13 protein-coding genes and 2 tRNA genes are annotated in these 13,649 nt (G+C 60.3%); 14 read left to right on the top strand and 1 reads right to left on the bottom strand.

Annotation, left to right across the window (positions count from 1 at the left end; translation table 11 throughout):
- Window positions 1–20: 20 nt before the first annotated feature.
- Window positions 21–986, bottom strand: a complete 966-nt coding sequence (locus B9Z43_RS14540; RefSeq protein WP_233250089.1) for an asparaginase — start codon at window positions 984–986, stop codon at window positions 21–23.
- 89 nt (window positions 987–1,075) lie between these two features.
- On the opposite strand from B9Z43_RS14540, the gene lexA reads away from it, so the two are divergent.
- From lexA to B9Z43_RS14470, 14 genes are all read left to right on the top strand, one after another.
- The gene (gene lexA, locus B9Z43_RS14535) at window positions 1,076–1,747 is read left to right on the top strand and encodes a transcriptional repressor LexA (RefSeq protein ID WP_108326659.1); all 672 of its coding nucleotides are present in this window, start codon (window positions 1,076–1,078) and stop codon (window positions 1,745–1,747) included.
- 127 nt (window positions 1,748–1,874) lie between these two features.
- Window positions 1,875–2,198: a hypothetical protein gene (locus tag B9Z43_RS14530; protein WP_108326704.1), complete on the top strand. Its 324-nt coding sequence runs from the start codon at window positions 1,875–1,877 to the stop codon at window positions 2,196–2,198.
- A 126-nt stretch (window positions 2,199–2,324) separates the two neighbouring features.
- Window positions 2,325–3,332, top strand: coding sequence for a D-2-hydroxyacid dehydrogenase family protein (locus B9Z43_RS14525; protein WP_108326658.1), 1,008 nt, complete (start codon window positions 2,325–2,327; stop codon window positions 3,330–3,332).
- A 54-nt stretch (window positions 3,333–3,386) separates the two neighbouring features.
- Window positions 3,387–4,532 carry an MFS transporter gene (locus tag B9Z43_RS14520; RefSeq protein ID WP_108326657.1) on the top strand — a complete coding sequence of 382 codons (1,146 nt, stop codon included), beginning with the start codon at window positions 3,387–3,389 and terminating at the stop codon, window positions 4,530–4,532.
- A 102-nt stretch (window positions 4,533–4,634) separates the two neighbouring features.
- Window positions 4,635–6,155 carry a 3-hydroxyacyl-CoA dehydrogenase gene (locus B9Z43_RS14515; RefSeq protein WP_108326656.1) on the top strand — a complete coding sequence of 507 codons (1,521 nt, stop codon included), beginning with the start codon at window positions 4,635–4,637 and terminating at the stop codon, window positions 6,153–6,155.
- Between the two features lie 4 nt (window positions 6,156–6,159).
- Window positions 6,160–6,939, top strand: coding sequence for an oxepin-CoA hydrolase, alternative type (locus B9Z43_RS14510; RefSeq protein ID WP_108326655.1), 780 nt, complete (start codon window positions 6,160–6,162; stop codon window positions 6,937–6,939).
- A 57-nt stretch (window positions 6,940–6,996) separates the two neighbouring features.
- Window positions 6,997–7,716, top strand: a complete 720-nt coding sequence (locus tag B9Z43_RS14505; protein WP_108326654.1) for a Crp/Fnr family transcriptional regulator — start codon at window positions 6,997–6,999, stop codon at window positions 7,714–7,716.
- Window positions 7,717–7,765: 49 nt separating this feature from the next.
- On the top strand, window positions 7,766–8,851 hold the full coding sequence (locus B9Z43_RS14500) for a phosphotransferase (protein WP_108326653.1): 1,086 nt from the start codon (window positions 7,766–7,768) through the stop codon (window positions 8,849–8,851).
- Between the two features lie 32 nt (window positions 8,852–8,883).
- Complete coding sequence (locus B9Z43_RS14495) at window positions 8,884–10,143, top strand: acyl-CoA dehydrogenase family protein (RefSeq protein ID WP_108326652.1); 1,260 nt, start codon at window positions 8,884–8,886, stop codon at window positions 10,141–10,143.
- Window positions 10,144–10,244: 101 nt separating this feature from the next.
- The gene (locus B9Z43_RS14490; RefSeq protein WP_108326651.1) at window positions 10,245–10,937 is read left to right on the top strand and encodes a glutathione binding-like protein; all 693 of its coding nucleotides are present in this window, start codon (window positions 10,245–10,247) and stop codon (window positions 10,935–10,937) included.
- Between the two features lie 56 nt (window positions 10,938–10,993).
- Window positions 10,994–11,070, top strand: a tRNA-Pro gene (locus B9Z43_RS14485).
- Between the two features lie 64 nt (window positions 11,071–11,134).
- A tRNA-Arg gene (locus B9Z43_RS14480) sits at window positions 11,135–11,211 on the top strand.
- A gap of 278 nt (window positions 11,212–11,489) precedes the next feature.
- Window positions 11,490–12,683 carry an ABC transporter substrate-binding protein gene (locus B9Z43_RS14475; protein ID WP_108326650.1) on the top strand — a complete coding sequence of 398 codons (1,194 nt, stop codon included), beginning with the start codon at window positions 11,490–11,492 and terminating at the stop codon, window positions 12,681–12,683.
- Window positions 12,684–12,778: 95 nt separating this feature from the next.
- Entirely contained in the window at window positions 12,779–13,642 is an 864-nt protein-coding gene (locus B9Z43_RS14470) for a branched-chain amino acid ABC transporter permease (RefSeq protein WP_108326649.1), read from the top strand.
- Window positions 13,643–13,649 lie beyond the last annotated feature (7 nt).

The following is a 13,649-nucleotide window of genomic DNA, read 5'->3' as shown; positions in this document are numbered from 1 at the left end:
TTCAATGGCGCTGACCCACTTCAAACCGAGGACTCGGCGAGCAACTCCAGCATCAAACTGATGCGGGCTTTCAAAGGACTCAAACCCGCCATATCGGGCCACTGGCTGCTGTTGCCCACAATGCGCCCCTCGATACAACGCGTGCTGAGCCGTACCCGCACGCCCGCTTGTTCGGCATCTTTCAAAGCCGCTTGCAAGACATGGTGCACCGTGCCATTGCCCGAGCCAGCCACCACCAAGCCCGAAACGCCCGCTTGCACCAAAGCATCCACCACACGGCGACCAGCGCCTGCGTGGCTGAAGACCACTTCAACCGCAGGCCAATGATCGACATCAGACGTCATGACACTGTTGGCCGAAGTGGACGTCTGCAAGGCGGTACGGGCGTAGACGGCCGACCATTGCACCTGCCCACGGTCCATCCAACCCAGCGGCCCCACATCGCCAGAGCTGAAAGCGTCCAGCCGGTACGGGTGAACCTTTTGCACATCACGAGCACTGTGGATCACGCCCGCGCACACCACACACACGCCTGCAGCCAAAGGCTGGGCGCTGACGACCAAGGCATCGCGCAAGTTCTGCGGGCCATCGGCCTCGTCAGAACTGGCAGGCCGCATGGCGCACACCATCACCACGGGCTTGTGCGGCTGCAAAACCGATTGCAAAAACCAGGCGGTTTCCTCGAGGGTGTCGGTGCCATGGGTGATCACCAAGGCGCCAACATCATCTTGCGCCAACCAATGCGCACAGCGGCGAGCCAAGAGCAGCCAAGTGGCGTGGTCCATGTCCTTGCTGTCCAGCTGGGCCAATTGCTCCAGCAGCAACTGGCGGCCGTCGAGCACCTTGTCCAGCCCCGGCACAGCCGCCGTGAGTTGGTCCACGCCCAGCTGCGCTGCGGTGTAGGCCACTTGCTCTGAGGCACTGGCGGCGGTGCCGGCAATGGTGCCGCCTGTGCCCAAAACCACCACTTTCTGAGTTTTTTTCACAGAAACCACTTGCACAGCCTTAAAAACTGGTTAAAAATACAGTCACTGGATGAAAAAACAGTTTCATCTGACTTCTCAAGGAAGACGACATGACCGACAGCCCCAAACTCACCGCCCGGCAGCAGGAAATTCTGGAACTCATCCAGAACACCATCGCCAACACCGGCGCACCACCCACGCGTGCAGAAATCGCCAGCGTGCTGGGCTTCAAGTCGGCCAACGCCGCAGAAGAGCACCTCAAGGCCCTGGCCCGCAAAGGCGCCATCGAATTGGTCAGCGGCACCTCGCGCGGCATTCGCCTCAAAGGCGGCTCACGCAGCAGTCTGCGGGCACCGTCCGATCTGTTCAGCCTCACCCTGCCTGGCTTGGGCCAACTGAGTTTGCCACTGGTCGGCCGTGTCGCGGCGGGTTCGCCAATTCTCGCCCAAGAGCATGTGGACCGGACCTACCAGGTCGAGAGCACTTTGTTCAGCGAACAACCCGACTACCTGTTGCGCGTACGCGGCATGTCCATGCGCGATGCAGGCATCATGGACGGCGACTTGCTGGCCGTCAAATCCACCAAAGACGTGCGCAACGGCCAGATCGTGGTCGCCCGCCTGGGCGATGAAGTCACGGTCAAGCGCTTGCGCAAAACGGCGCAAGGCATTGAGTTGCTGCCCGAAAACCCCGACTACAAGACCATCGTGGTCAACCCCGAAGAGCCTTTCGACATCGAAGGCCTGGCAGTGGGTTTGATCCGCAACACCTTGCTGATGTAAGGCACCTGTTTACACGCCCATTGCACCAGGTGGCGGGCGCTGATGGTTTGAACCAGCAGCCCTGATGCAATTGGCTTTTTCAGCAATCCTGCCTGTGTCCAACCTCCATGCTTTTGAAAGGTTTCACATGGGAATCGCTCTTCTTGCTCTTTCAAGTCTTTTTCAAGGCCTGACATCGTTCAACCGTACAGCACCAGCACCGCGCCCTCGCCCCGCAGGCCGCGTCCATCCGGTCTGGACGGTGCGCCGCCCCACTTGCCAAACCATGGCGTCTTCGATCATGGCCAAGAAAACCACCATCATGCCCCCGGCACTGCGCGTTTTGCGTGTGGCCGAAAACGGTCCGCGATCGGATTGCGCAGGCCGCATGGTGATCTCTGGGCGCATGGCTGACGTGTGCGCCGAATTGGACCGCATGGTTGCCCTGGAGGCCGCCCAAGTCCGTCATTGATGCGGCGCTGACCGTCTCTGCATCCAGGCTCAGTCGTATCGACGAGGACAGAGCCTGAGCAAAAGATCACGCGACATGCGCACCTGTGAAGCCCATCATGGCTTTGGCTCAAGGCACAATGGAGGGATGAACATTGTGATCCTCGACGACTACCAGGATGCGGTCCGCAAACTGGACTGCGCAGCCAAACTCGAACAATTCCCCGCCAAGGTTTACACCAACACCGTCAAAGGGATTGGTCAACTTTCGGTGCGTCTGAAAGACGCTGATGTGATCGTGCTCAACCGCGATCGCACAGAAATCAACCGGGCCTTGGTCGAGAAACTGCCCAAGCTCAAACTGATCGCCCAAACAGGCAAGGTGGGCAACCACATCGATCTGGCGGCCTGCACCGAACGCGGCGTGGCCGTGGCCGAAGGGGTGGGGGCGCCCGTCGCACCGGCAGAGCTGACATGGGCCTTGATCATGGCGGCCTCTCGCCGTTTGCCCCAATACATCAGCAACCTCAAACATGGCGCCTGGCAACAGTCGGGGCTCAAATCGAGCGCCATGCCGGCCAACTTTGGCCTGGGCACCGTGCTCAGGGGCAAAACCCTGGGCATCTGGGGCTACGGCAAGATCGGTCAACTGGTCGCTGGTTATGGCAAGGCGTTTGGCATGACCGTCAAGGTCTGGGGCAGCGATGAATCTCGCGTGCGTGCCGCCCGTGACGGTTACGAAGCTGCCACCAGCCGTGAAGCCTTTTTTGAAGAATCGGACGTCTTGACGGTCCATCTGCGCTTGAACGACACCACCACAGGCATCGTCACCTCAGACGACTTGGGCCGCATGAAACCCACAGCCCTGTTTGTGAACACCTCACGGGCGGAATTGATCGAAACGAATGCACTGATCAGCGCATTGAACCGTGGGCGGCCGGGCCTGGCTGCTGTGGATGTGTTCGAGTCCGAGCCCATCTTGCAAGGCTCCGCCTTGTTGCGCCTGGAAAACTGCATTTGCACACCCCACATTGGTTACGTCGAAAAAGACAGCTACGAGCTGTATTTCGGCGCGGCCTTTGACAACGTGGTGAACTTCATCAAAGGCACACCGACCAACATCGTCAACCCCGGCGCCCTGCAAGTGCGGCGCTGAGTCTTGAACTCGGCAACAACTCGGCGCCAGAGACTGCCCCAAGTCCTCTGGCCCATGATGTTTGGCAACGTGGTGATCGGCACCGGCGTGATGATGGCCGCCGGCACCCTCAACGACATCGTGGACTCCTTGTCGATCTCGGTGGCCACCGCAGGTCAACTGATTTCCAGCAGCGCATTGCTTGTTTGTTTTGGTGCCCCTGTGCTGGCGGCTGTGGTGGCCGGATGGGACCGCCGCAAATTGCTGGTGGGCAGCTTGCTCTGGTATGCGCTTTGGCATTTTCTGGCCGCTTTGTCCCCCGGTTTTTACAGCCTGCTGGGTTTTCGCGCCATGGCCATGTTGGCCGCAGCCATCTTCACACCGCAAGCCGCATCGTGCATCGGCTTGCTGGTCAAAGAACATCAGCGCGGACAAGCCATGACCTTTGTGTTTTTGGGCTGGTCTGTGGCTTCTGTACTGGGCATGCCGCTGGGCTCATGGATTGGTGGCCACTTCGGTTGGCGTTGGTCCATGGGCTTGATTGCCCTCTTGTCGGTGATCGGCGCCTATTGGCTTTGGCGCCAAATGCCCAGCAAGGTCTTGCCTCCTGCCCTGTCTGGCGCAGCTTGGCGCCAGACCTTGACCTCTCGCACCATCTGGGTCACCTTGAGTGTGACCATGATGCTGGCAGCAGGTCAATTTGTGTTGTTCAGCTACCTCGCCCCCTACGTGAAAGAGCGATTTGGCGTCAGTCCCGCACAATTTAGCCTGATGTTGCTGGCCTACGGCAGCATGGGTTTTGTCGGCAATGCCCTCTTGTCTCGATTTATTGACCGGATCGGACCGTCCCGGTGCATTCTGATTTCACTGTCATCCATGTGCCTGAGCGTGCTGATCGCCGGCGAGGTCACCCATGCGACAGGCATGGCGCTGGCCTTGGGTTTTTGGGGGCTGGGTGGTTTTTCATCCAACTCGGCACAACAGGCCAGACTGGCCTCACAAGCCCCTTGGCTGGCGTCGGCCTCCATTTCGCTGAACACCTCGGCCATGTACGCGGGACAGGCCATCGGTGCCACGGTGGGTGGCTGGACGATTGTTCATCAGGGCATGAGCGCGCTGCCCCAGCGCGGGCTCATCGGTTTGCTGCTGGCCATTGGCCTGAGCCTGTTGGCCACCCGCTACGCCCGGCTTCACCCTTTGCGCTCGCCTGAAAAGGCCTGAATCTGAGGCCATAATGGCCTCTTCAAAGGCTTGTTAGCTCGCCGTTACCGCACGGACTGTCCTTTGACTGTTTGAGACCTCTGTTATTTGCAAACATCCACTATGACTCTCGCATTCTCCAAAGTCGCCATCATTGGCGCCGGCGCCATGGGCCGGGGCATTGCCCAAATCGCCGCGCAAGCGGGCAGCCAAGTCTGGCTGTACGACACACAGGCCGAAGCCATTCAGAAGGCGCGCGATGCCGTGTTCCAGCAATGGGACAAGCTGCAAGAAAAAGGCCGCCTGACACCCGAAGCCGTCGCTGCTTACAAAAGCCGCTTGCTCGGCGCCACCAGCCTGCAAGACTTGGCGGAGTGCGAATTGGTGGTCGAAGCCATCGTTGAAAAACTTGAGATCAAGAAAAGCCTGTTCAGCGATCTGGAAAAAGTGCTGCCCACCAGCGCCGTGCTGGTGACCAACACCTCTTCGCTGTCCGTGACCGCCATTGCAGCTGCCCTGCAGCGCCCGGCGCAGTTTGCGGGTTACCACTTCTTCAACCCCGTGCCGCTGATGAAAGTGGTCGAGGTCATTGCGGGCCTGAAAACCGATGCTGCGGTTTGCGAGCGTCTGTCCGAATTTGCCCGCCAGATGGGCCACACGCCTGTGCAGGCCCAAGACACCCCCGGCTTCATCGTCAACCATGCTGGTCGCGGTTATGGCACCGAAGCCCTGCGCATCGTGAGCGAAGGCGTGGCCGATTTCGCCACCATTGACCGCATCCTGCGCGACCAGGTCGGCTTCAAACTCGGCCCCTTCGAGTTGTTTGACCTGACGGCGCTGGACGTTTCGCACCATGTGATCGAATCGATTTACCACCAGTATTACGAGGAGCCGCGCTACCGCCCCAACGTGATCACCGCCCAGCGCCTGGCCGGTGGTGTGGTCGGCAAAAAAGTCGGCGAAGGCTTTTACAAATACGTAGAAGGTGCGGCGCAAGTGCCTGCAGAACCACCTGTGCCCACGGTCGAGATCATCCCTCCTGTGTGGGTCTCGCCGCGCGCCGCGCGCCGCATGGAACTGCTGCAACTGCTCAAAGACCTGGGCGCCCAAATCGAAACCGGTGCATCGCCCTCACCCGAGGCCCTGACCCTTGTGGCGCCACTGGGCTTTGACATCACCACCGTGGCCGTGGTCGAGCGACTGGACCCGGCCCGCACCGTGGGCATCGACATGCTGTTTGCAGACGGCTCGACCAAGCGCCGCGTTCTGGCCACCAACCCCGCCACCCGCGCAGACATGCGCGACGCGGCGCACGCCCTGTTTGCACGAGACGGCAAAGCCGTCTCGGTGATCCGCGACAGCGGTGGCTTTGTCACGCAACGCGTGGTGGCCACCATCGTCAACATCGCGTCCGACATTTGCCAGCAGCGCATCTGCAGCCCACAAGACCTGGAAACCGCGGTCACGCTGGGCCTGGCTTACCCCATGGGCCCCTTGGCCATGGGCAACCGCCTGGGCCCGGACAGCATCCTTGAAGTGCTGTTCAACCTGCAAACGGTCTACGGTGATCCACGTTATCGCCCCAGCCCCTGGTTGCGTCGCCGTGGCGCCATTGGCCTGTCTTTGATGCACACCGAAGAGTAAAGCAATGACCGCACAACTGCTCAGCACCAGCGAAGGCCAGACCTTGGTCTTGACCCTCAGCAACCCGGAGTTTCGCAATGCACTGGGCCCCGAGATGTATGCGGCCGGGGTCGAAGCGTTGAGCGTGGCCGAGTCGAATCCGGATGTGCGCAGCGTGGTCATCACCGGGGCCAACGGCATCTTCAGCGCGGGCGGCAATTTGCAGCGTTTGCAAAACAACCGCCAGCTGCCACCCGAGCACCAAGCGCAAAGCATCGAAGGCCTGCACAACTGGATCGAAGCCATCCGCACCTTCCCCAAGCCTGTGATCGCAGCGGTCGAAGGCCCTGCGGCCGGTGCAGGTTTCTCGCTCGCTTTGGCCTGCGACATGATCGTGGCGGCGCGCAACAGCGTGTTCGTGATGGCCTACAGCGGCATCGCCCTGTCGCCCGATGGCGGCGGCAGCTGGAGCCTGTCTCGCGCTGTGCCGCGCCAGCTGGCCACCGAACTGCTCATGTGCGGTGAGCGCATCGGTGCCGAGCGCCTGCAGCAACTGGGCGTGGTCAACCGCTTGAGCGAAGCCGGTCAAGCGCTGGAGCAAGCCCTGCAACTGGCAGCCCAACTCAATGCCCGCGCACCGAACGCGCTGAGCAGCATCAAGGAACTGTTGGCCGATGCCGATGGCAGCACGCTCAACGCACAGCTGGCGCGCGAGCGCGACAACTTCGTCAAGAACCTGCACCACCACAACGCCGGCATCGGCATTGCTGCGTTCCTGAACAAGCAAACACCGCAATACGAATAAGCCGCCCGGTCCCCCAGGCGACAAAAAACCCTTTACCAGTCACTGAAAAGACAGCCCATGGACGAACCCATTCTGACAATGGAAGAAAGAGAAGCGATCAACAGCGGTCGCTGGTTTTCAACCCTTTCACCATCGCTTCGGCACGACATACTTCGATGCGCTTACGTCAAACGATTCAAGGACGGCGACATGCTCGCTGCGCGGGGGGACCCTCCCGAGCAGTGGATCGCCTGCGCCAAGGGTGCGGTGCGCGTGAGCTCGACCTCAGTCTCGGGCAAGCAGATCACCTTGACCTATGTGGAGCCTGGCATCTGGTTTGGCGATGTGTCGATCTTCGACGGGGATCGCCGCACGCACGACTGTTACGCACATGGCGAGACCACCACATTGAATGTGGCCAAGGCCGACTTCAAAAAAATCTTGTCGCAGCACGTCGAGTTCTCCGAAGCCATGCTGCGCTTGCAATCGCGTCGCATTCGCCAACTCTACGGTTTGGTGGAAGACCTCAACACCCTGCCCTTGCGTGCGCGTCTGGCCAAACAGCTCAACCACTTGCTGCGCAGCTACGGCACGCCGAGCTTGTCGGACGCCAAGGCGATTCGCATCAGCTTGCAGCTGGCGCAGGAAGAACTGGCACAGCTGCTGGGCGCATCGCGTCAGCGCGTCAACCAGGAACTCAAGCAAATGGAACGCGAGCACATCATCCGCATCGAGCCGGGTGGTCTGGTCGTGTTGGACCGCGATGGCTTGATGGCCATCGTGAACGCGGATCACTGAGCCGCAATTTTTATCAATCACCGCTGACATCAGCGGACACAGGTGCCCCATGAGTGCTTTTGATCATTTCGTGGGGACCCGGCCTGTCACGGGCTCCCACGCCTTCGACATCTCTGCCCTGGAAGCTTGGCTCAGCGCCAAGCTGGAGGGCTTTGCTGGCCCCTTGAGCGTGGAAATGTTCAAGGGCGGCCAGTCCAACCCCACCTACAAGCTCATCACGCCATCGCGTCAGTACGTGATGCGGGCCAAGCCTGGCCCGGTGGCCAAGCTGCTGCCTTCGGCCCACGCCATCGAGCGCGAATTTGCGGTCATGAAAGGCCTGCACGGCACCGATGTGCCTGTGGCCCAGATGCATGTGCTCTGCGACGACGAATCGGTCATCGGCCGCGCCTTCTACGTCATGGAGTTTGTGCAAGGCCGCGTGCTGTGGGACCAGGCCCTGCCCGGCATGACACCCGCCGAGCGTGGTGACATTTACGACGAGATGAACCGCGTGATGGCCGCGCTGCACAAGGTCGACTTTGCCAAGCAAGGCCTGGCCAGTTATGGCAAGCCCGGCAACTACATCGAACGCCAGATCGGCCGCTGGAGCAAGCAATACGTGGCCTCCATCACACAGCCCATCCCCGAGATGGACAAGCTGATGGCGTGGTTGCCCCAAAACATCCCGGACAGCGCGAAAAGCGAAACCTTGGTCAGCATCGTGCACGGTGACTACCGCTTGGACAATCTGATGTTCCACCCCACCGAGCCACGCGTGCTCGCCGTGCTCGACTGGGAGCTGTCCACATTGGGTCACCCGCTGGCCGACTTCAGCTACCACTGCATGGCCTGGCACATCAAGCCAGGCACCTTCCGAGGCATTGGCGGACTGGACCTGGACGCCCTGGGCATTCCGTCCGAGGCAGAGTACATCCGCCGCTACTGCGCACGCACCGGCTTCACCACACCTGAGGCTTTGGCCAAGGACTGGAACTTCTACCTGGCCTACAACATGTTCCGCATCGCGGCCATCTTGCAAGGCATTGCCAAACGCGTCGAGGACGGCACTGCCTCCAGCGACCAGGCCAAGACGTCCGGCGCAGGCGCCAAACCCATGGCCGAGCTGGCTTGGCAATTCGCCTGCAAATTCTGATTTTCACCCCCTGACCCACAAGGAGACACCCCATGGATTTTGAATACACCCCCAAGGTCAAGGAGATGCAAGCGCGCTTGCTGGCCTTCATGGACGAGCACATCTACCCGAACGAGCAGCGCTTTTTCGACGAGATTGCCGAAAACCGTGCCAAAGGCAACGCCTGGATTCCAACCAAGATCGTCGAAGAACTCAAGCCCCTGGCCCGCAAAGCCGGCCTGTGGAACCTGTTCCTGCCCAAGTCGCCTCGCGCACCGCAAGGCCTGTCGAACCTCGAATACGCGCCCTTGTGCGAGATCATGGGCCGCGTGCCCTTTGCCGCAGAAATCTTCAACTGCTCGGCCCCCGACACGGGCAACATGGAAACGCTGGAACGCTACGCCAGCGAATCCCTCAAAGACGAATGGCTCGAGCCTCTGCTGCGCGGTGAAATCCGTTCGGCCTTCCTGATGACCGAGCCCGATGTGGCCTCTTCGGATGCGACCAACATCGAATGCGACATCCGCCGCGATGGCAACGAATACGTCATCAACGGCCGCAAGTGGTGGTCGTCCGGCGCCGGTGACCCACGTTGCGCCGTCTACATCGTGATGGGCAAGACCAACCCCGATGCAGGCCGTCACGAACAGCAATCCATGATCGTGGTTCCTGCCAATACGCCAGGCATCACCGTGGTGCGTGCCCTGTCGGTGTTTGGCTACGACGATGCGCCGCACGGCCACATGGAAGTGGTGCTCAAAAACGTGCGCGTTCCCGCCGACAACATCCTGCTGGGCGAAGGCCGTGGCTTTGAAATCGCACAAGGCCGCTTGGGCCCTGGACGCATCCACCACTGCATGCGCACCATCGGCATCGCTGAGCGCGCGCTGGAGCTGATGTGCAAACGCCTGAACAGCCGCGTGGCCTTTGGCCGCGAAGTGGCTCGCCAAACGGTTTGGCAAGAGCGCATTGCCGAGTCACGCTGCATGATCGAGCAGGCCCGCCTGCTGACCCTCAAAGCCGCCTCCATGATGGACACCGTGGGCAACAAGGTCGCCAAGGCCGAGATCGCCATGATCAAGATCGTGGCCCCTCAAATGGCCTGCCAAATCATCGACTGGGCCATCCAGGCCCACGGCGGTGGCGGCGTGTCGCAAGACTTCCCGCTGGCCTATGCCTACGCCCACCAGCGCACATTGCGCCTGGCCGACGGTCCGGACGAGGTGCACCGCAACTCGCTGGCCAAGCTGGAGTTGGCCAAACACCTGGCCATGCCCGGCGAAGTGGACATGCCCATCACACGCGGCAGCTGAAGCTTGAAAGCTGACCGGACAAACGGCCTGCTGCGCAGATGTGTGGCAGGCCGTTTTTTTGCCATCATCACCTCTTTGACTCCGACAGAAAGCAAGCTCCCATGATCGACCTGTACACATGGCCCACGCCCAATGGCCACAAAATCCACATCATGCTGGAAGAATGTGGCCTGCCCTACAAGGTCCATGCCATCAACATCGGCACCGGCGACCAGTTCAAGTCCGCATTCCTGAAAATCAGCCCCAACAACAAGATCCCCGCATTGGTGGATTCCGACGGTCCGGACGGCAAGCCCATCGCCCTGTTCGAGTCCGGCGCCATCTTGCTGTACCTGGCGGGCAAGACCGGCAAATTTTTGCCGCAAAGTGACCGCGCCAAATACGATGTGCTGCAATGGCTGATGTTCCAAATGGGCGGCGTGGGCCCCATGCTGGGCCAAGCCCACCACTTTCGCATCTACGCCCCCGAAAAAATCGAGTACGGCATCAACCGTTACACCAACGAGGCCAAGCGCTTGTATGGCGTGATGGACAAACAGCTCAAAAACCATGACTGGATCGCAGGCGATGAGTACTCCGTGGCCGACATGGCCATCTTCCCCTGGCTGCGCAGCTGGCAAAACCAGGGCATCGACTGGGCCGATTACCCTCACCTCAAAGTCTGGTTTGACCGCATCGCCGAACGTCCCGCCGTACAAAAAGCCGTGCAAGTGCTGGCCGATGCTCGTAAACCTTTGCTGGACGACAAAGCCCAAAAGGCCTTATTTGGTGCCGCTCAGTACAAAAAACGCTGAAGTTTTTTAACGCCCAACCCAAGAACAGGCGATTTGCTGGTTAGAATAACGGCAGTCGGAGCGTAGCGCAGCCTGGTAGCGCATCTGCTTTGGGAGCAGAGGGTCGCGAGTTCGAATCCCGCCGCTCCGACCATTCCTTAAGACCCGCGAGGGCACTTAGCATCAAAGGCCCGTCAGGGCCTTTTTTGTTTTTGAAACTGTCCGTAGCTCAGTTGGATAGAGCAACAGCCTTCTAAGCTGTGGGTCACAGGTTCGATTCCTGTCGGACAGGCCAAACTCCCCCCTTCATGCATCTCGCACCGCCCCTTGGCATGGGCGCTGGGACATTGCGCCGCAGCTGTAACTGCCTGCTTGAGCCCGCCGTCCATGCCCCAAAAGTTGCGATTTCCTGCATCTTTATGGCGATTATTCGGGAAATCACCTAGTTCCCGAAGTGTCTCTTGTGCAACATAATGCATCAACCAGCTGATTCTCGTCCGCTATGCTGTTCAGCAGCGTTTCGGAAAAAATTCCAACGCCTTCCTTGAAAAGCATGAACTGGAGACCCTTGACATGACCCATTCCCCATCCCGCCGCCAAATGCTCAGCCACAGCGCGGCCCTTGTGGGCGCAAGCACTACCGGCTTGCTGCTGCCCCAAAGTGTGCTGGCCCAAACCGGCAAGATCCGTGTGGGCTTCATGCTGCCCTACACCGGCACCTTTGCCCAGCTGGGCATGGCCATCGAAAACGGCGTGCGCATGGCCATCAATGAACAAGGCGGCAAGCTCGGCGGTCGCGAGATCGAGTGGTTCAAGGTCGATGACGAATCCGAGCCGTCCAAAGCCATCGAGAACGCCAACAAACTGGTGCAGCGCGACAAAGTCGATGTGCTGATCGGCACCGTCCATTCGGGCGTGCAGATGGGCATTCACAAAGTGGCCCGCGACAGCGGCGTGATCAGCCTGATCCCCAACGCAGGCGTGCACATCGCTACCCGTGCGCAATGTGCCCCCAACGTGTTCCGCACCAGCTTCTCCAACAGCCAGCCCACCATGGCGCTGGGCGAGGCCATGGTCAAGCGTGGCCACAAAAAGGCCGTCTGGATCACCTGGAAATACGCCGCTGGCGACGAGGCTTATGAAGGCTTCAAGGAGAGCTACACCAAGGCCGGTGGCACCATTGTCAAAGAGCTGGGCCTGCCCTTCCCCAACGTCGAGTTCCAGGCGCTGCTGACCGAAATCGCCGCGCTCAAACCCGACGCCGTGGCCTGCTTCTTTGCGGGTGGCGGTGCCGCCAAATTCCTCAAGGACTACGCGGCCGCTGGCCTCAAGGGCAAGATCCCGCTTTACGGCTCGGGCTTCCTGACCGAAGGCGTGTTGGATGCCGCTGGCCCCGCAGCCGATGGCGTGCTGACCACGCTGCACTACGGTGACGGCATCGAGACCAAGCGCAACAAAGAGTTCCGCCTGAACTACGCCAAAACCTTCAAGATGCAACCCGATGTGTACGCCGTTCAAGGCTATGACACCGGCTTGCTGTTGGTGCAAGGCGCCAACGCGGTTCAAGGCGATGTCAGCAAAAAAGCCGCCATGATCAAGGCCATGGAAGTGGCCGTGATCGACAGCCCACGCGGCAAGTGGACCATGAGCAAGGCGCACAACCCTGTGCAGGACATCTACCTGCGCGAGGTCTCCAACAAGGAAAACAAAGTGATCAGCGTCGCCGCCAAGGCCTTGGCCGACTCTGGCGCTGGTTGCCGCCTCTAAACCAAACCGGGCCGGTGTGCAGCACTGGCCCCCGATCCCGTGAACGGCGGACTGGTTCCGCCGTTTTCACACCCGCTTCGCAAAGACCCTCCCCGATGGACTTCGTTAACTTCTTGATCCAGCTGCTCAACAGCGTCCAGTACGGACTGCTGCTGTTCATGCTGGCCGCTGGCCTCACGCTGATCTTCGGCATCATGGGCGTGGTCAACCTCGCCCATGGCAGCTTTTACATGCTGGGTGCTTTTTTGGCCTGGTCTTTGTCGGGCATGCTGGGCAGCTTCACGCTGGCCATCATCGTGGGCACGTTGCTGTCGGTGGTGTTTGGGCTGTTGCTCGAAAAACTGCTGTTCAAACATTTCTACCACCGCGACCACCTCGACCAGGTGTTGCTGACCTTTGGCCTGATCTACGTGTTTGAAGAGCTGCGCTCCATGCTCTGGGGTGACGATGTGCACGGCGTGCAAATCCCTGAAGCGTTGTCGGCCTCCATTGCGCTGACCGACACGCTGTCCTACCCGGTCTACCGTCTGTTCATGTCGGGCGTGTGCCTGCTGCTGGCGCTGGGTCTGTATTTGCTGATCTCCAAGACCCGCCTGGGCATGAAGATCCGCGCCGGTGCCTTCAACCACGAAATGACCGAAGCACTGGGCGTGAACATCAGCCTGATCCACGCGGTGGTGTTTGCGCTGGGCGTGGGTCTGGCGTCCATCGCGGGCATGATCGCCGCGCCCATTTCCAGCGTCTATCCCAATATGGGCTCACAAGTGCTGATCATGTGCTTTGTGGTCGTGGTCATTGGCGGCATCGGCTCGGTGCGTGGCGCGCTGATCGCGGCGCTGCTGGTGGGCCTGGTGGACACCTTTGGCAAAGTCCTGCTGCCCCAAGTCTCGGGCATGCTGGTGTATGTGCTCATGGCCGCGGTGCTTTTGTACAAGCCCGAAGGCCTTTTCAAACAGTGAGATCGCC

The sequence above is a fragment of the Limnohabitans sp. MMS-10A-192 genome (genome assembly GCF_003063335.1).
Lineage (GTDB): Bacteria > Pseudomonadota > Gammaproteobacteria > Burkholderiales > Burkholderiaceae_C > Limnohabitans_A.
The sequence above is the reverse complement of the archived record's forward strand: the minus strand, read 5'-3'. Positions and strand labels throughout refer to the sequence as shown.